Source organism: Pseudomonas sp. NPDC079367, from assembly GCF_044542195.1.
Classification (GTDB): Bacteria; Pseudomonadota; Gammaproteobacteria; order Pseudomonadales; family Pseudomonadaceae; genus Aquipseudomonas.
In genome coordinates this window covers 779871-796634 of sequence record NZ_JBITTW010000001.1, presented here as the reverse complement: position 1 = coordinate 796634, position 16764 = coordinate 779871, and the positions used below count along the sequence as shown (strand labels likewise).

Genomic DNA, 16764 nt, shown 5'->3' with positions numbered 1-16764 from the left:
CGGCCAAGGGCAGCACGTCATGTGCTGATGTGGATCGTCGCCAACACCGGCAACGCGTTTTACCAGGCCTTCGACGTCGACTTCCAGTAACAGCGGCGACTGAACCAGCCCGGTAGCGCTGCCGGGCTTTTTTTGTCGGTGCATTTGTTCGACCATGGCGGTCCACCCATGAAGACAGGATCAGATGCGATGTCCAACACAGCCGCACGGGTCAACATCGTCGACACTCAGGTGTTGTCCCACGATTGGTATCTGCTGAAGAAAATCACTTTTGATTACCACCGCAACAACGGCGAGTGGCAACGCCAGACCCGTGAGGTCTACGACCGGGGCAACGGCGCGGCGATTCTGCTGTTCAACCGCGAAAAGCGCACGGTGGTATTGACCCGCCAATTCCGCTTGCCGGTGTTCGTCAACGGCCACGATGGACTGCTGATCGAAGTGGCGGCGGGACTGTTGGAAGGTGCCGCACCTGAACAGCGCATTCGTGACGAAGCCGAGGAGGAAACCGGTTACCGCGTGCACGACGTGAAGAAAGTATTCGAGGCGTACATGAGCCCCGGTTCGGTGACCGAAAAGTTGCACTTCTTTATCGCCGAATACGATGCCGCCTCCAAGGTCAGCGACGGTGGCGGCCTGGAAGAGGAAACCGAAGAACTGGAAGTGCTCGAATGGAGATTCGATGAGGCGCTGGCAGCGTTTCAGCGCGGCGAAATCTGCGATGCCAAGACCATCATGCTGTTGCAATACGCGGCGATGAATAACCTGTTCGGTTGATGAAGGATCGCAGGCTTTAACGCATTTTCATGTGGGAGCTGCCGAAGGCTGCGATCTTTTGATCTTTCTGCCTAGAAAAGATCGCCGGTTTTACCGATCTGCGCCCACCGGCCGCCTTCAAGTATCAGCAAGCGTTCTTTGGCTTCAAGCCCTCCGGCAAACCCGGTGAGTTTTCCCGAAGCGCCGATCACTCTATGACACGGCGCAACAATGGAAATCGGGTTGCGCCCGTTTGCGGCGCCGACCGCTCGAACCGCCGCCGGATGGCCAATCTGCAAGGCGATCTGGCTGTAGGTGCGTGTCTCGCCAAACGGAATCGTCAGAAGGGCGGCCCAGACTTTTTTCTGAAATTCGCTGCCGACAAAGTCCAGCTCGAGATCGAAGCGATTCCGTGTCCCGGCGAAATACTCTTCAAGCTGGCGCGCGGTCCGCAACAGGATCGCACTGTCCGGCGCTTCGCTCAGCGGGCCGAGCCTTACCCGATTCGGTCTGTCGTTTTCCCAGAGGATGGCCGTGAGTCGACTGCCGTTCGCGACCAGCTTCAACTCACCCACGGGTGAGGGCAAGGTGATGAACGTGTAAGACATGACGGCGACTCCGGCTCAAGGCGATGACGTGGCTCAGCATACTGGCTGAACGGGGAGGCGCGATACGCAAAGCCGACCATACTGCTTGTTGCTCCTGAAGCGTTGCCTGCGTTTGGCGCAGCCCCCAACAACAAAAAAAGAGATCGACTCATGAAGTACGAACCTTTGGCCAGATCGCTCATTGCGACCACCCTGGCGCTCAGCTGTCTCATGGCTCACGCGGCGTCAGTGGCGCCGGTTGCGGCGCAAAACGGCATGGTGGTCACCGCGCAACATCTGGCGACCCACGTGGGTGTCGATGTGTTGAAGAGCGGCGGCAATGCCGTGGATGCAGCCGTGGCCGTGGGCTATGCGCTGGCAGTGGTCTATCCGGCTGCGGGCAACCTTGGCGGTGGCGGTTTCATGACCATTCAGCTGGCGGACGGGCGCAAGACCTTCCTCGACTTCCGCGAGAAAGCGCCTTTGGCAGCAACCGCCAACATGTACCTGGACAAAGAAGGTAACGTCATTCCAGACCTGAGCACGCGCGGTCACCTGGCGGTCGGCGTACCGGGCACTGTGTCCGGTATGGAGCTGGCCCTGAGCAAATACGGCACCAAACAGCGCAAGGAGATGATTGCCCCGGCAATCAAACTGGCTGAAGACGGGTTCGAGCTGCAGCAGGGCGATGTCGAACTGTTGGAATACGCGACGGATGTGTTCAAAAAGGACATGCGCGACTCGGGCTCGATCTTCCTCAGCAACGGCGAGCCGATGCAGGTCGGGCAGAAACTGGTGCAAAAGGATCTGGCGAAAACCCTGCGGACGATTTCCGACAAGGGCGCCGACGGCTTCTACAAAGGCTGGGTTGCCGATGCCATCGTCACCTCCAGCCAGGCCAACAACGGCATCATCACTCAGGCTGACCTCGACACATACAAGACTCGCGAACTGGCTCCGGTGGAGTGCGATTATCGCGGCTACCACGTGGTCTCGGCGCCACCGCCAAGCTCCGGCGGGGTGGTGATCTGCCAGATCATGAATATTCTCGAAGGTTATCCAATGAAAGACCTGGGCTTCCATTCCGCTCAGGGTATGCATTATCAGATCGAAGCCATGCGCCATGCGTATGTTGATCGCAACAGCTATCTCGGCGATCCGGATTTCGTGAAGAATCCGATCGAGCATCTGCTGGACAAGAATTACGCGACCAAACTACGCGACGCCATCCAGCCGCAAAAGGCCGGCGTATCGGCCGAACTCAAACCCGGTGTGGCGCCCCATGAGGGCAGCAACACCACGCATTATTCGATCGTCGACAAGTGGGGCAATGCCGTTTCGGTCACCTACACCCTCAACGACTGGTTCGGCGCGGGCGTTATGGCGAGCAAGACCGGGGTGATTCTCAACGACGAAATGGACGACTTCACCTCCAAGGTCGGCGTGCCGAACATGTACGGGCTGGTTCAGGGTGAAGCGAATGCCATCGCGCCGGGCAAGGCGCCGCTGTCGTCGATGAGTCCGACCATCGTCACCAGGGACGGCAAAGTGGTGATGGTGGTCGGCACGCCGGGTGGCAGCCGGATCATCACCGCGACCTTGCTGACCATGCTTAACGTCATCGATTACGGCATGGGCCTGCAGGAAGCGGTCGACGCACCACGCTTCCATCAGCAGTGGATGCCGGAAGAAACCAACCTGGAGGATTTTGCCGCCAGCCCGGATACGAAAAAGATCCTGGAAAGCTGGGGCCACAAGTTTGCCGGTCCGCAGGATCCCAACCACATTGCCGCGATTCTGGTCGGCGCGCCGTCACTGGGTGGCAAACCGGTTGGCAAGAACCGCTTCTACGGCGCCAATGATCCACGGCGCAACACTGGCTTGTCATTGGGTTACTGAGCGGAGTAAAAAGGGGCGGGCTCAAGCCCGCCCGATTCTCAAGGATTGATCAAGGAAGGCTCGACATGACCACCGCGTTACTGATCATCGACGTCCAGCAAGCACTGTGTGCTGGTGAATATGAATGCTTTGAAATCGCCCGCGTGATCGCCACGATCAATGATCTGAGCCAGCGCGCCCGCGATGCCGGCGTTCCGGTGGTGCTGATTCAACACGAAGAGCAGGACGGTCCATTCGTGCGCGGCGCTGACGGTTGGCAATTGGCCAAAGGTCTGCTGACTTCGACGACAGACTTGCGGGTAAATAAAACCACCGGGAATTCTTTCTACCAGACCGATCTCGGCAAGCTGCTGCCCAGCGAAGATTTTGAGCGGCTGATCATCTGCGGTCTGCAAACCGATTATTGCGTCAATGCCACCGTGCGCAGCGCGCATGAGCTGGGCTACGACGTCGTTGTTGCAGGAGATGCACATTCGACAGTCGATAACGGCACCATGAGCGCCGAAGACATCATTGCCCAACACAACAAGGATTTCGCGGCGCTCACTGGCTCCGTGGCGCGAGTCGACGTCAAACCCGCTGCCGACATCACCTTCTGATACGCACGCCGACAAGGATTGGGATCGGCCCAAATCCAGGAACACCTGAGATTTGGGCCGAGCGTACTGGCATACTTGCCGCCGTCTCAAGAATGGAATCTCCCGATGTTCGCCGTTTCCCTGCGTCACGCCGTGGCGCTGACATCTCTCGTATTCGCATGTTCTGCCCACGCCACCAGTTTCGATTGCAGCAGCGCCGCCAGCAAAACCGAAAAAGCCATCTGCGCGGATCCCTATCTCTCCAGGCTGGACGATAAACTCGCCGACCAATGGCGGATCACGCTGGGCAATGTTGCCGATCCCCAAATCCTCAAAACGGATCAACGCCAGTGGCTGAAAAACCGCAACGCCTGCGGCGGCCTGAGTGCGTGTCTGCGTCGCGAATACCTGATGCGCGTCACCGAACTCGAACATGCGGTCAAGCCGTTCAGTTGGGACGCTACCTGGCAACTGATCCCGCCCGGCACCTCGACCTCGGCGACGCTCGTCACCCAACGTCGAGATGCCACGCATATCGACATCGATATGTCAGCAGGCGAGGGCGCCAATTCCGGGGACCTGACCGGCGTAGCCATACTCAAGGATGGAACAGCCGTTTACGCCAGGGACGCCTGCACACTCACCTTCACGCCAATCAATGGCGTACTGAACGTCACGCAAACCGGTGCCGATTTCGATTGCGGCGGTGGCATGGGCGTGTATTACGCCGGCCGGTATGTCGCCTCCGTACAACCGCTGCAGCTGAACTACGATCTGCTCAGCCTGGGCCTGGCCCGCACCCCCGCAGAAGATCAGGCACTGCGTTCGCTGCTCAAAACCGACTACCAAAAACTGGTCGAGACGTCCGGCTCCTTGCAGGTCGGCGAGGCCTCAAAAGATGTGCCTGATGCTCAGGTTTCAGAAATGTGGATGCGCGGCCTCGGTGGTATCGGCATCCTGATGAGTACGGCCGACGCGCAAGTCTGGTTGATCTTCAAAAGCTACGATGACCGGGGCAAGGAACATCTTCGTTACTACACCAATGCGAAGCAGTGGAAGCGGCAGCTCCCTGACGTTCTGCAAGCCTGGTACGAGCGCTTCAAAAGCAATCAAACGCTGGAACTGGAATTCATGCCCTGACCAGACTGGAATCTTCGCACTCACTATTTTTCCCGTTCAGTCTTTCCATTATCCATTGCTGTCTCTAGAATTCGCCCGCTTCTGCGATGGAGGCGTATTGCCATCATCTGGTATTTCTTTAAGGGACGGACATCATGCAATTCGGGAAAATACTGGCGCTGGGGCTGGTTCTTGCGCTGGGTGGTTGTGCCAGCTTCACCAAAGACGAAGTGGCGCCGGTAACCCTGCCGTCGATGGCCAACTACGCCAACAAGCCAAACGTTTATGTCGATTTCGACTTCTACCAGGGCGAGCCAAAAAGTGCGTCCGCTGTAGAAGTGCCGCAAGCGCGCGACCAACTGAAACCACAGCTGCAGAAAATTCTTACCGACTCCGGCCTGTTTGGTCGGGTCACGCTGGATGAATTCCAGAAACAGCCGGGCGACTACAGCCTGCGCCTGAAAATGTACAACCATCCGCCGAATGCCGGTTCCATGGTGCTGGCCTTCATCAGTGGTTTCAGCATGATGATCATCCCGGCCTATGGCAGCGATCAGTACACCCTGAGCCTGGAAGCGCTGGATGGGCAGGGTCAGGCTGTAACGACGGCGAGCAACCACGACGCCATCGGTACGTGGATCGGCATCTGGTTCATTCCGCTGATGGCCAACACGCCGAAAGACGCCGTGAACGACACCTTCACCCGTCAGGTCAATGCGCTGCTCAAACAAATGGTTGATAACAACAACCTGAAGTACTCGGCGCTGGACGCCGGTATTCCCCGGGCGTGAAACAAAAAGAGCCGCCATCGCGGCTCTTTTTTTTGTGAGTTATTTCAGCGCCTGAATGAATTTCGGGTCGCTGTACAGTTCTTTGAGCAGATCACGCAGCATCGGGTTGTAGGCATTGACCGCGTTCGGGATCGCAATGAAACCGAAGAAGCTGCTGCTCCACTGGCTGCTGACATCTTTGGTCGCGTCATACACCACATCACTGCCGTTGAGCAGAGTGAAGCGTGCAGCGAGCTGGCCGTCGCCTGTGCCCATACCGGCGGACAGGTTGCTTTTCACCACGAGAACCTTCAATTGGCGCTCAGCCTGGGGGTCGAGCAGACCGGCCTTGCGCAGTTCTTCAGTGATGGCGTCCTGAATGTGCGCCGGGATGCTGCCGGACGGCGAGCGGACCGGGTTGGCGCGAACCACCAGCGAGCCTTCGCCTGATTCGGCGGTGACCTGCGGATGGCCGATAGCGTGCAGCGGCGGGGTCTGCTTGAGCTTCTGAACATTTTCATAGCTCGGCTCGTAGCGAGTCATGGTCATGCCACAACCTTGCAGCAGCAGCGCCAGCATCGGGATCAACAGCAGAGACTTCTTCACGGCAATACCTTGCACAGAACATAAAGGGGCGCGAATTATGGGCAGAGTGCCATCATTGAGCAACTGGGTTTTCCATTTCTGGCGCGAGCCAATCCACGTCAGCGTTTCACTGGCCCGAGGCCAAACAATTCCGTAACATTCGCCTCCCTCTTTTTTCGCGAAAACAGCGGCCGTGCTCGATGCCGCTCAATCAGGTAAGCCATGAAACCAATTCGTCTGCGCGCCGATGTCCTCGCCGGACTCACCACCTCGTTCGCCCTGTTGCCCGAATGCATTGCCTTCGCCCTGGTCGCGCATCTCAATCCGCTGATGGGCCTGTACGGCGCTTTCATCATTTGCACGCTGACGGCGTTGTTTGGCGGTCGACCGGGCATGGTCTCCGGCGCGGCGGGTTCGATGGCGGTGGTAATCGTCGCGCTGGTGGTGCAACACGGCGTGCAATATTTGCTGGCGACGGTGCTGCTCGGCGGTCTGATCATGATGGCGTTCGGGCTGTTGCGCCTGGGCAAACTGGTGCGCATGGTGCCGCATCCGGTGATGCTCGGTTTCGTCAACGGCCTGGCGATCATCATTGCTCTGGCGCAACTGGAGCATTTCAAAAGCGGCGAAGACTGGCTCAGCGGTACGCCGTTGTACCTGATGACCGGGCTGGTGCTGCTGACCATGGGCATCGTTTACCTCCTGCCGCGCCTGACCAAAGCGGTGCCGCCGGCACTGGTAGCGATCCTTGGCGTCGGCCTGCTGGTTTACCTGTTCGGCCTGCCGACCCGCACCCTCGGTGACATGGCGCACATCGCTGGCGGTTTGCCGACTTTCGCTGTGCCGGACATTTCGTGGAGTTTCGAAACGCTGCGCATCATCGCCCCGTACGCGATCCTGATGGCGATGGTCGGTCTGCTCGAAACCTTGCTGACGCTGAACCTGACCGACGAGATCACCGAAACCCGTGGTTACCCGGACCGTGAGTGCGTGGCGCTTGGCGCGGCGAATATGGTGTCCGGTGCGTTCGGCGGCATGGGCGGTTGCGCGATGATCGGTCAGACGGTGATCAACCTCAGCTCCGGCGGACGCGGGCGGTTGTCCGGCGTGGTTGCCGGTGTGCTGATTCTGTTGTTCATTCTGTTTCTGTCACCGCTGATCGAGCGTATTCCGCTCGCCGCGCTGGTGGGGGTGATGTTCGTGGTGTCGCAGCAGACCTTTGCCTGGGCTTCATTGCGGGTGATCAACAAGGTGCCGCTGCACGACGTCCTGGTAATCATCGCCGTGACCACCATCACCGTGTTCACCGATCTGGCCACGGCGGTGCTGTGCGGGATCATCATCGCCGCGCTCAATTTCGCCTGGCAGCAAGCGCGCGAGTTGTACGCCGATGAACATCTGGAGGCCGATGGCAGCAAACTCTATCGCCTGCACGGCACACTGTTTTTCGCCTCGACCACGCCGTTTCTCAACCAGTTCGACCCGGCCAACGACCCGGCCAGGGTCATTCTCGACTGCCGGCATCTGAGCTTTGTCGATTATTCGGCAATTGCCGCGTTGAAAACCCTGCGTGAACGCTACGCCAAGGCTGGCAAGCATTTACAGGTGTTTCATCTGTCGGAACGCTGCAAGAAATTACTCAAGCGCGCTGGCGTTGATCACGACTGACGCCGCTGGCGTGGCGTCCTTGAGCCAGGTCTTGCCGAGAATGCGTGAGACCTGTTCGGCGGAGTAGGGTTTGGCGAGAAACTCAAACCCTTCGTAACCGCTACGCGCCAGTTCTTCGCTGTAGCCGGAGGTCAGAATCACCGGCAGATCGGGACGGCGCTGGCGCAGCTCTTTGGCCAAAGCGACACCGGTAATGCCCGGCATGACCACGTCGGAAAACACCGCATCGAACGCCATGGCATCGCTGCCCGCCAGTTGCAGGGCTTCTTCGGCAGTGGTCGCCCATGCGGTTTCGTAGCCCAGATCCTGGAGGATCTGATTGGCGAAACGGCCGACGTCCAAATTGTCCTCGACCACCAGCACCCGGCGCTTTTCGCACGCCGGCTGCACCTCGCCATCGTCCTCTGTCTCGTCCACTTCTGCCTCGCCCGCCGGTACCTGCGGCAAGTACAAGGTGAACTCGGTGCCTTGGCCGAGCACGCTGGAAACATCGACATTGCCGCCCGATTGCTTGGCGAAGCCAAATACCTGCGACAACCCCAGGCCCGTACCCTTGCCGACCGCTTTGGTGGTAAAGAACGGTTCGAAAATGTGTTCGAGGGTGTGTGCGTCGATGCCAGCGCCGGTGTCGGCCAAGGCAATCGACACAAAGTGACTGCTGGAACCGGCGTGGCCGCGAATCGACGGCAGTGGTTTGTGGCATTCCAGGCGCAATTTCAATTCGCCCTGACCATTCATGGCATCGCGAGCGTTCAGCGCGATGTTGATCAACGCGGTTTCAAACTGGCTGAGGTCGACACGGATGTAGCAAGGATGATCCGGCCGCTCGACGCACACATGAATCTGCGCGCCAGTGACCGACTCGAGCATCTCGCCGATGTTGGCCAGACGTTCCCCGGCATCGACCACTTGCGGATTGAGCGGTTGGCGACGAGCGAAGGCGAGCAACTGGCTGGTCAGTTTGGAGGCACGCTCGACCGTGTCGGAAACCGCACGCATGTAGCGCTCACGCCGCTCCTGCGACAGGTTGGGCTGACGCAGAAAATCCACCGACGAGCGAATGATCGTCAGCAGATTGTTGAAGTCATGGGCGACGCCGCCGGTCAACTGCCCGATGGCTTCGAGCTTTTGTGACTGGCGCAACGCCGATTCGGCTTGAGCCAGACGCAGGCTGCGTTCCTCGACTCGTTGCTCCAGCGTGGCATTGAGTTCCGCCAGCGCGAGCAAGCCTTCGCGCACGTTGGCGTCGGCCCGCACCCGCTCGATGTGCGCCCAGCAACGTTCGGTGACTTCACTCAGCAGGGCCTGTTCGAAGCTCGACCAGATGCGCGGCTCTTTGTCATGGATGGCCATTAACGCGGTAAGGCGGCCTTGTTTGATCAGCGGCACACAAATGGTGGCGGTGATGCCGATGGCCTGGAACGTGGCGGATTCTTCAGGTGGTAGTTCGCTGCGATTGTCGTGGATAACCAGCGGCTCACCGGCGCGCAGCAGACGCACAGCCTTCTCACCGAAATCGCGCAACTGATAATGGCCGACGATGCTTTGCGAACCCGGCGCTGCATAGTCGCCGCGAATGGTAAAACCATCTTCATCGGCGTCCATGTCGGCGTAGGCGCAGTTGGACAGACGCAGTTGCTCAACCATCAGCCGCGTGCTCGCTGCCAGGATTGCCTGCGCATCGGTGGCATTGGTGACTGCGTTGCCAATCGCATCGAGGACGGCCAGTCGCCGGTTCAGGTAAACCGTCTGGGTCGTCTCGGTGACAGTGTCGATCATGCCGACGACTTGGCCTCGAGAATCACGAACAGGGCTATAGCAAAAGGTAAAGAACGCCTGTTCCGGGCCATTGCCGCGCTCGATCTGCAAGGCGAAGTTTTCGATGTAAGTGGCTTGGCCCGCGTACGCCGCATCGGCAATCGGACTGATTTCGTGCCACGCCTCTTGCCATATATCGCTGAACGGACGCCCCAGGGCGTGCGGCTTGTCGCCGAGAATCGGCACGAAGGCGTCGTTATAAAGGGTGATCAACTGCGGGCCCCAGACGATCGCCTGAGGGAAATGAGACGCGAGGCTGAGCGAGACGGTGGTCTTGAGTACATCGGGCCAGTCTTGCAACGGGCCGAGGGGCGAATTCGCCCAGTCGTGACGGCGGATCTGCCCGGCCATCTCGCCGTTGTCTTGCAACCAGTCTGTCATGAGGTTCGTGTTTTTCCGGGCGTCTGTCTGAGACAGAGACCTTCGCGCAGGGTGTTTGGTTTCAGCACACCAGGCACTTGTTTGCGCAGCAGATTCTCTGGACGGCCATCATGGCAGCAAAACCGATGGCTGGCGCAAAAGCCTGCTCTTGCGCCAGCGGATTTATCACGGTTTTTTGAACCACTGCTCAGGCATCGATTGCCGGGAAGTCGATATCGGTGAGTGCGGTGTTGTTCAGGTAGTTGGTCAGCGTCTGTAAGGCCACCAAGGCAATCACTTCGATGATCTTGCGGTCATCGATACCGGCGCCATGGGCAGCAGCGAGTTGTTCGTCGCTCAAGTGCCCGCGGGTTTCGGTCAATTGACGGGCCAGGGCGGCGTAGGCATTCAGTTCGCCGTGACGTGCCGCAACGATGTCCTGTGCCGAAAGCCCGGCCTTGTCGGCAAATACAGTGTGTGCGGACAGGCAGTAGTCGCAACCGTTGACCTGCGAAGTGGCGAGGTAAATCGCTTCTTTTTCCTTTGCGTTCAGTGAGGTCTTGCCGAGGATGGCCGAAGCTTGCAGATAAGTGTCGAGTGCCACCGGTGCCTGGGCGAGGGTGGTGAAGACGTTGGGCAGGAAACCGATTTTTTTCTTCACGCCTTCCAGTGCAGGACGGGTGACATCGGTGGCGGTGTCGAGGCTGATTGCAGGGATGCGGCTCATGATGATTCTCCTCAGTTGCGCTGCGAAGTGCAGCGGCGATGGAGAGATCTTAAAGACGGCCCATGGCGTGTTGGCGGCAAATCGTCGAGGATATGCGGCAGATCGTCCAGATATGCTTTTGGGAGTCAGCCATGGATCGCCTTTCCACACTACTCGGTCATTTCGGCGTGAACGCCGGCACTTTTCATAGCGGCGCGTTTTGCGGCGTCAGTGTTCACCAGGGCGAGCCGGTTGGGCATGTGCATGTTCTGCAGGCCGGGGCGTTGCTGCTCAAACCGGGCAACGAGCGGGAGATCCGTCTGGAAGAGCCGTCGCTGATTTTCTTTCCCCGCCCGTTCACCCACCGCATGTTTGCCGACGAGGCCATGGCCAGCCGGGTGGTGTGCGCCTCGCTGACCTTCGATGGCGGTTCGGGCAATGCCCTGGCAGCCTCCTTGCCCGACTATCTGGTATTGAAACTCACCGACATACCGCAATTGCGCAGCACTCTTGACTGGTTGTTCAACGAGGCGTTTGAAGGGCATTGCGGGCGAGTGGCGGTGATGGATCGCCTGTTCGAATTGCTGGTAATCCTGCTGCTGCGCCATCTCATCGGCAGTCGCGATCAGCAGCCGGGCATGATGGCCGGGCTGGCTGACCCGCGCTTGTCCAAGGCTTTGAACCTGATCCATGAACAACCGCACAAGCCGTGGAGCGTCGCCGACCTGGCTGCGGCCGCGAACCAGTCCCGCGCCGGTTTTGCCGAGCAGTTTCGTCGCGTGGTCGGGCAAACGCCGGCCAATTATCTGTTGAGCTGGCGGGTCAGCCTGGCCCAGAAACGTCTGCGCGAAGGCCGGCCGATTGCGCTGATTGCCGAGGAGGTCGGTTACGAAAGTCCGTCGGCGCTGGCCCGGGCCTTTCGGCGCAAGACCGGGCTCAGTCCTCGGCAATGGAAAACCGAACACTGAGTCCTATTTGGCAAATTTCTTTGCCCCAGCCACACACAAAATCACTCCTAGCGTCACGCCCAGCATGCTGGCGCTGACTTGCTCGCGCAACAACGTCGCCGCCAGTGCCAGACCGAAAAACGGTTGCAGCAGTTGCAACTGCCCGACCGCGGCGATCCCGCCCTGGGCGAGGCCGCGGTACCAGAACACGAAGCCGATCAGCATGCTGAAAAGCGACACGTAACCCAGGCACATCCACGCCGACAGGCTGATGTTGGCGAACGAGGCGGGCGCCAGCCACAGACTCAAGAGCACCATCAACGGAAAGGACAACACCAAAGCCCAGCAGATCACTTGCCAGCCGCCGAGGCTGCGCGACAGCTTCGCACCTTCGGCGTAACCGAGGCCGCAGGCCAGAATCGCCGCTAGCATCAGCAAGTCCCCCGTCGGTGAAGCGCTCAGCCCTTGGGACAAAGCGAAGCCCACCACCAGCGCGCTGCCCAGAATCGAAAAAATCCAGAACACCGGCCGTGGTCGTTCACCGCCGCGCAATACGCCAAATATTGCTGTGGCCAACGGCAGCAATCCTACAAACACGATCGAATGCGCCGACGTCACGTGCTGCAATGCCAATGCGGTTAATAGCGGAAAACCTACGACTACGCCCAACGACACAATCAACAACGACAGCCACTGCTCGCGAGCCGGTCGCCGCTGTTTGAACAGCAGCAAGAGCCCCACGGCCAACCCTCCGGCAATCGCAGCTCGCGCCACGGTCAGAAATGCCGGCTCGAACTCCAGCACCGCCAACCGTGTGGCCGGCAGCGAGCCGCTGAAAATCAGCACGCCGATGAAACCGTTGATCCAGCCACTGGTTTTTTCCAGAGCCGGGTTGGCCGCAGTCGATGTTGTGTGCATGTCGGTGGCGCTCAAAAGTGGCTTGTATTGCTGCGATGCTAGAGCCGAGAATCAGCACAATCAAAAAATTGTCATGGATACAGCCGGCATGCCCCGTTCTCGTTACAAGACATTGGTTGACCGATATGCGGCGGACATTCGCTGCGGCCGTCTGGCGCCGGGCATGCGATTGCCAACGCATCGGCAACTGGCCGCGCAGGAAGGACTGGCGCTGGCCACCGCATCACGGGTGTACGCCGAGCTCGAGGCGATGGGCCTGGTCAGCGGCGAAGCCGGGCGCGGCACCTTCGTCCGTGAAACATCGTTGGCGCCGGGGCAGGGCATCGATCAGAAAGACGTGGCGGTCGGCATGATCGACCTGAATTTCAACTATCCAGCGTTGCCCGGTCAGGCCGAATTGTTGCGCGTGGCGTTGCGCCAACTGGCGTTGTCCGGTGATCTGGAAGCGCTGCTGCGTTATCAGCCCCACGGAGGACGTGCCCACGAACGTGCTTCGGTCGCGCGGCATTTATCGGCACGCGGCGTGACGGTCGAAACGGGCCAAGTGCTGTTCGTCAATGGCGCTCAGCAAGGTTTGGCGGTGACCCTGATGGCCCTGCTCAAACCCGGCGACGTGATCGCCGCCGATGCGCTGACCTATTCCGGTTTCAAGGTGCTGGCCGAAGCGCTGCACCTGGAAGTGCTGGCGATACCGATGACGGAACATGGCCCGGATTTGCCGGCACTCGACAAGCTCTGTCGCCAGCGTGCGGTACGCGCCGTGTACAGCATGCCGACACTGCACAATCCGCTGGGCTGGGTCATGCCACTGGAACAGCGCGAGCGATTGGTCGCGATTGCCCGCAGGTATGATCTGACGCTCATTGAAGATGCCGCCTACGCGTTTCTGGTTGAGAACCCGCCGCGAACCTTGATCGATCTGGCACCGGAACGGACGTTTTACGTCTCGGGTCTGTCGAAAAGTATCGCCACTGGTTTGCGGGTCGGCTTCATCGCGGCGCCTCTCGCTCAGGTGCCTGCACTGGAGCGGGTCATTCGCGCGACAACGTGGAACACGCCCGGGGTCATGACCGCGATTGCGTGCGGCTGGCTCGATGACGGCACCGTCACGGTGCTCGAACAGCAAAAACGTGAGGATGCCATGGCGCGACAGGCCCTGGCGGCCGAGGTGCTGAAAGGGCTGCGCCGCATTGCTCATCCGGCCTCGTATTTTCTGTGGCTGCCGTTGCCAGAAGACGTGCGCGCCGATCAGATCGTGGTCGAGTTGATGCAGCAGCAGATTTCCGTGACTACCGCCGAGCCGTTTTCGCTGTCGACCAGCACGCCCCATGCGATTCGTCTGGCGTTGGGCTCGGTAGACATGCAGGTGCTGCGTCAGGCGTTGACCACCGTCAGAACGATCGTCGGCGCTTATCTGTAAACTGCGCCTACGCCATGAAAAGCCAGGTTTGGACTGTTCAATGAAATTCATCACAACACTGCTTCTCGCCTTGATCTGCAGCGCCAGCGCCCAGGCTGAGGGCGACCCTGCAGCCGGGGCGAAAATCTTTCCGCGTCTGTGCGGCGGTTGCCATCAGGTCGGTGACTCGGCCCGCCCGGGTTTTGGCCCGCAGCTCAACGGCATCATTGGTCGGGCTGCGGGGACTTCGGCCAATTATGTTTATTCCGATGCGATGAAAAATTCCGGGATTACCTGGGATCGGGCAACGTTGAAGGCTTATCTGGAGGATCCGAAAGGGGTTGTACCCGGCACGCGAATGATTTTCTGGGGGCTGAGTGATGAGGAGAAGCTGGAGAATCTGCTGGCTTATCTGCAGAAGTTCAGTGCTGAATAACTACGGGAACGCGCTGTTCCAGGGTGTTTGGGTAGTTTTGACCGGGTACATATCCATTGCTGCGGTAACGGCTGCTTAGGGTTTCGCCCTCACGGCGACTCACTTTTTTTACAAGCGCCCGGAATGCCGGCCCAGTAAAAAAATAAAGCAAAAAACGCTTGCTTCTGCGTTCGGCCCTCGCAGGCTCGGGTTCCTTCGCTGCGGGATCGATCCGCTCAGCCTTCCGAAGTCGCCCGTGGATCAAGATCAAGAGCAGGCGAGCTGACACTCGCCCTGATGGTTGACGCGATCTCTGTAGGAGCTGCCGAAGGCTGCGATCTTTTGCTCTCGCTCTTGTAGGAGTGAGCCTGCTCGCGATACAGGTTGACTCAATCCCTGTGGGAGCAGGCCTGCCAGCGATGGCGGCCGGCGAGCCGACCTGCCTCTGGCTGATATACGAAGTATCAGTGGGCATGAAACGCCACCTGATTGCGCCCCGCAGCCTTCGCCTGATACAGCTGCTGATCGGCGCGTTTGATCAGGGCTGTGTGGTTGTTGTCTGCCGGGTCTGCCAGCGCCAGGCCAACGCTCACCGTGACTTTTCCTGCGCCGGGAAAGTCCGCTTCGGCCACCGCCGCGCGGATCTTCTCGGCGACGACTTCCGGGGTGTCGGGTTGTGCCACTTCCGGCAGCAGCACGGCGAACTCTTCGCCACCGTAACGCGCGACGAAATCGGTACTGCGCACGCTGTTTTGAATCAACGTCGCCAGTTGCTGCAGGACCTCATCACCCACCGCGTGGCCGTGGCTGTCATTGATGCGTTTGAAGTGGTCGGCATCGATCAGCAGCAGGGCATATGGGCGCCCGGTGCGTCGGGAGAGCAGCGAATACTCAGTGATTTTTTCGTCAAAGCGACGGCGGTTGTAAACCCCGGTCAAGCCGTCGTGTGTCGCCAGACTCAGCAGCTCGGCGTTGGCCTGGGTGAGTGCGGCGGTGCGTTGCGCCACGGTGTCTTCCAGGGAAGCGTTGGCCTCCTGCAGTTCGCGTTCCTTGCCGAGCAGTGATTGCGTCATCGCATCGATGGACTGGCCGAGCTGAGCGATTTCCAGCACCGGATGCTGGAGCTGGAATTGCGCGCCGGCCTGATTGTTTTGCACTTGTTTGGCCGAGCGCGCGAGTTGTTCGATCGGGCGGCTCAGATACAGCGCCAGGTAATAAGCCACCAGCCCGAAAACGATGGCGGCGAATACGCCGAGTATCAGCAATTCGTATTGCAGCGTCCGCGCCGGTTGCAGGGCGGTCTCCAGTGGTTGACGAATAGCGATCGACCACGACAGCGCCGTACCCGATGGCGTCGGCACGGTGACCATGCTGGTCAGGAAACCGTTGGCCGCCGTCCAGCCCGGCAATACCGAATCGTTCATTGCCAGCTGCTGACCCATCAGCGCTTCGGGGTAGAGCACCTTGCCATCGTGGTCGACGATCAGCGCCTGTATATCCGGCGCCGAGTGTTTATGGGAAAACGCTGCGGATTCGACGATGCGGGTCACCCAGCTCCAGTGCGCATGTGCGCCCAGCACGCCGATCACTTGTCCTTCGGCGTTGTGAATCGGCGCGGCAAAGTCGATGAAGCGCAGCGGCTCACCATTGGGCAGGCCCGGCAACAACTTCGCCAGTAACACAGCTTCGTGCGGATCGCCTGTGTATTGCCGGCGCAAGCCGATCTGGAACCATGGGCGTTTTTGCACGGATTGCCCGACCAGCAAATCGTTGACCGCCTGACGGACGTTGCCTTCGGCATCGGTGACGCCCATCCACGCATACTCGGCGCGCGCCTGTGTACGCAGTTGCATCGACTTGAGAATGTTCGGGTTGTCCAGATCGCCACGCTCCAGATGCGGCGCGCGACTGAGCAGGTAGACCTCCAGTTGCCGCTCGCGCAATTGTTCGCCCAATAACGTCGCCGCCGCGCGCGCGGTATTCAGCAAGGCATTGCCGCTGGCCTGCTTCATTTGTTCGGTAGCGATGTGACCGACGTAAAAGCCCACACTCAATAATGTCAGCAGGGACAAACCGCCGAACCACAGGGTGAGATGGCTACGCAGACTGGCTTTGAACATGGGGGCGGGTGTCTGTCTTTATTGAAGTGGCGCCATGGTATGCGACATCGCCGACAGCCGGCCAGCGAACGGGTTCATGGAAACACAAAGAACATTGATGCTAATGCGCCATCATTTGC

The 16764-nt window shown here is 59.6% G+C and carries 15 protein-coding genes and 1 pseudogene; 10 read left to right on the top strand and 6 right to left on the bottom strand.

What is annotated here, in order from left to right; genetic code table 11:
* Nucleotides 1-15: 15 nt before the first annotated feature.
* Together ACIGDJ_RS03450 and ACIGDJ_RS03445 are read left to right on the top strand one after the other, a co-directional pair.
* Nucleotides 16-90 (top strand): annotated as a pseudogene (locus ACIGDJ_RS03450) (chitin-binding protein); the annotation flags it as partial.
* A gap of 99 nt (nucleotides 91-189) precedes the next feature.
* Nucleotides 190-777 (top strand): NUDIX domain-containing protein, encoded by a 588-nt coding sequence (locus tag ACIGDJ_RS03445; protein WP_101162620.1) that lies wholly within the window; start codon nucleotides 190-192, stop codon nucleotides 775-777.
* 71 nt (nucleotides 778-848) lie between these two features.
* Here ACIGDJ_RS03445 and ACIGDJ_RS03440 read toward each other — a convergent pair whose 3' ends face one another.
* Nucleotides 849-1364 carry a methylated-DNA--[protein]-cysteine S-methyltransferase gene (locus tag ACIGDJ_RS03440; RefSeq protein WP_397478328.1) on the bottom strand — a complete coding sequence of 172 codons (516 nt, stop codon included), beginning with the start codon at nucleotides 1362-1364 and terminating at the stop codon, nucleotides 849-851.
* Nucleotides 1365-1514: 150 nt separating this feature from the next.
* Here ACIGDJ_RS03440 and ggt point away from each other — a divergent pair, with 150 nt between their 5' ends.
* The 4 genes from ggt (at nucleotide 1515) to ACIGDJ_RS03420 (ending at nucleotide 5730) form a co-directional block, all read left to right on the top strand.
* On the top strand, nucleotides 1515-3242 hold the full coding sequence (gene ggt, locus ACIGDJ_RS03435; RefSeq protein ID WP_101162618.1) for a gamma-glutamyltransferase: 1728 nt from the start codon (nucleotides 1515-1517) through the stop codon (nucleotides 3240-3242).
* A 65-nt stretch (nucleotides 3243-3307) separates the two neighbouring features.
* Nucleotides 3308-3841, top strand: coding sequence for a cysteine hydrolase family protein (locus tag ACIGDJ_RS03430; protein WP_397478327.1), 534 nt, complete (start codon nucleotides 3308-3310; stop codon nucleotides 3839-3841).
* A gap of 105 nt (nucleotides 3842-3946) precedes the next feature.
* Nucleotides 3947-4960 carry a lysozyme inhibitor LprI family protein gene (locus ACIGDJ_RS03425; RefSeq protein ID WP_397478326.1) on the top strand — a complete coding sequence of 338 codons (1014 nt, stop codon included), beginning with the start codon at nucleotides 3947-3949 and terminating at the stop codon, nucleotides 4958-4960.
* Between the two features lie 134 nt (nucleotides 4961-5094).
* Nucleotides 5095-5730 carry a hypothetical protein gene (locus ACIGDJ_RS03420; RefSeq protein WP_101162615.1) on the top strand — a complete coding sequence of 212 codons (636 nt, stop codon included), beginning with the start codon at nucleotides 5095-5097 and terminating at the stop codon, nucleotides 5728-5730.
* 39 nt (nucleotides 5731-5769) lie between these two features.
* Here ACIGDJ_RS03420 and ACIGDJ_RS03415 read toward each other — a convergent pair whose 3' ends face one another.
* A complete protein-coding gene (locus ACIGDJ_RS03415; RefSeq protein ID WP_101162614.1) occupies nucleotides 5770-6315 on the bottom strand; it encodes a hypothetical protein in 546 nt (181 codons plus the stop codon).
* Nucleotides 6316-6516: 201 nt separating this feature from the next.
* On the opposite strand from ACIGDJ_RS03415, the gene ACIGDJ_RS03410 reads away from it, so the two are divergent.
* Nucleotides 6517-7962, top strand: a complete 1446-nt coding sequence (locus ACIGDJ_RS03410; protein WP_101162613.1) for a SulP family inorganic anion transporter — start codon at nucleotides 6517-6519, stop codon at nucleotides 7960-7962.
* On the opposite strand, the gene ACIGDJ_RS03405 is transcribed toward ACIGDJ_RS03410, so the two are convergent.
* Both ACIGDJ_RS03405 and ACIGDJ_RS03400 read right to left on the bottom strand, forming a co-directional pair.
* Nucleotides 7930-10161, bottom strand: coding sequence for an ATP-binding protein (locus ACIGDJ_RS03405; RefSeq protein ID WP_397478325.1), 2232 nt, complete (start codon nucleotides 10159-10161; stop codon nucleotides 7930-7932). The genes ACIGDJ_RS03410 and ACIGDJ_RS03405 overlap by 33 nt on opposite strands.
* A gap of 187 nt (nucleotides 10162-10348) precedes the next feature.
* Nucleotides 10349-10867, bottom strand: a complete 519-nt coding sequence (locus ACIGDJ_RS03400) for a carboxymuconolactone decarboxylase family protein (RefSeq protein WP_101162611.1) — start codon at nucleotides 10865-10867, stop codon at nucleotides 10349-10351.
* A gap of 131 nt (nucleotides 10868-10998) precedes the next feature.
* Here ACIGDJ_RS03400 and ACIGDJ_RS03395 point away from each other — a divergent pair, with 131 nt between their 5' ends.
* On the top strand, nucleotides 10999-11814 hold the full coding sequence (locus ACIGDJ_RS03395) for a cupin domain-containing protein (RefSeq protein ID WP_397478324.1): 816 nt from the start codon (nucleotides 10999-11001) through the stop codon (nucleotides 11812-11814).
* Nucleotides 11815-11817: 3 nt separating this feature from the next.
* Here ACIGDJ_RS03395 and ACIGDJ_RS03390 read toward each other — a convergent pair whose 3' ends face one another.
* Nucleotides 11818-12711 (bottom strand): DMT family transporter, encoded by an 894-nt coding sequence (locus ACIGDJ_RS03390; protein WP_397478323.1) that lies wholly within the window; start codon nucleotides 12709-12711, stop codon nucleotides 11818-11820.
* A gap of 88 nt (nucleotides 12712-12799) precedes the next feature.
* Between ACIGDJ_RS03390 and ACIGDJ_RS03385 the strand changes: the two genes are divergently transcribed.
* Both ACIGDJ_RS03385 and ACIGDJ_RS03380 read left to right on the top strand, forming a co-directional pair.
* On the top strand, nucleotides 12800-14131 hold the full coding sequence (locus ACIGDJ_RS03385; RefSeq protein ID WP_397478322.1) for a PLP-dependent aminotransferase family protein: 1332 nt from the start codon (nucleotides 12800-12802) through the stop codon (nucleotides 14129-14131).
* A 40-nt stretch (nucleotides 14132-14171) separates the two neighbouring features.
* Nucleotides 14172-14546, top strand: coding sequence for a c-type cytochrome (locus ACIGDJ_RS03380; protein WP_397478321.1), 375 nt, complete (start codon nucleotides 14172-14174; stop codon nucleotides 14544-14546).
* A gap of 443 nt (nucleotides 14547-14989) precedes the next feature.
* On the opposite strand, the gene ACIGDJ_RS03375 is transcribed toward ACIGDJ_RS03380, so the two are convergent.
* Entirely contained in the window at nucleotides 14990-16645 is a 1656-nt protein-coding gene (locus ACIGDJ_RS03375; protein WP_101162606.1) for a diguanylate cyclase, read from the bottom strand.
* Nucleotides 16646-16764: the final 119 nt, after the last annotated feature.

What these genes read in the sequence shown, in the direction of transcription:
- ACIGDJ_RS03405 (WP_397478325.1), bottom strand. Translation starts at nt 10,161, where the DNA reads ATGACAGACTGGTTGCAAGACAACGGCGAGATGGCCGGGCAGATCCGC.
- ACIGDJ_RS03395 (WP_397478324.1), top strand. Translation starts at nt 10,999, where the DNA reads ATGGATCGCCTTTCCACACTACTCGGTCATTTCGGCGTGAACGCCGGC.
- ACIGDJ_RS03390 (WP_397478323.1), bottom strand. Translation starts at nt 12,711, where the DNA reads ATGCACACAACATCGACTGCGGCCAACCCGGCTCTGGAAAAAACCAGT.
- ACIGDJ_RS03385 (WP_397478322.1), top strand. Translation starts at nt 12,800, where the DNA reads ATGCCCCGTTCTCGTTACAAGACATTGGTTGACCGATATGCGGCGGAC.
- ACIGDJ_RS03445 (WP_101162620.1), top strand. Translation starts at nt 190, where the DNA reads ATGTCCAACACAGCCGCACGGGTCAACATCGTCGACACTCAGGTGTTG.
- ACIGDJ_RS03380 (WP_397478321.1), top strand. Translation starts at nt 14,172, where the DNA reads ATGAAATTCATCACAACACTGCTTCTCGCCTTGATCTGCAGCGCCAGC.
- ACIGDJ_RS03400 (WP_101162611.1), bottom strand. Translation starts at nt 10,867, where the DNA reads ATGAGCCGCATCCCTGCAATCAGCCTCGACACCGCCACCGATGTCACC.
- ACIGDJ_RS03430 (WP_397478327.1), top strand. Translation starts at nt 3,308, where the DNA reads ATGACCACCGCGTTACTGATCATCGACGTCCAGCAAGCACTGTGTGCT.
- ACIGDJ_RS03420 (WP_101162615.1), top strand. Translation starts at nt 5,095, where the DNA reads ATGCAATTCGGGAAAATACTGGCGCTGGGGCTGGTTCTTGCGCTGGGT.
- ACIGDJ_RS03410 (WP_101162613.1), top strand. Translation starts at nt 6,517, where the DNA reads ATGAAACCAATTCGTCTGCGCGCCGATGTCCTCGCCGGACTCACCACC.
- ggt (WP_101162618.1), top strand. Translation starts at nt 1,515, where the DNA reads ATGAAGTACGAACCTTTGGCCAGATCGCTCATTGCGACCACCCTGGCG.
- ACIGDJ_RS03440 (WP_397478328.1), bottom strand. Translation starts at nt 1,364, where the DNA reads ATGTCTTACACGTTCATCACCTTGCCCTCACCCGTGGGTGAGTTGAAG.
- ACIGDJ_RS03425 (WP_397478326.1), top strand. Translation starts at nt 3,947, where the DNA reads ATGTTCGCCGTTTCCCTGCGTCACGCCGTGGCGCTGACATCTCTCGTA.
- ACIGDJ_RS03375 (WP_101162606.1), bottom strand. Translation starts at nt 16,645, where the DNA reads ATGTTCAAAGCCAGTCTGCGTAGCCATCTCACCCTGTGGTTCGGCGGT.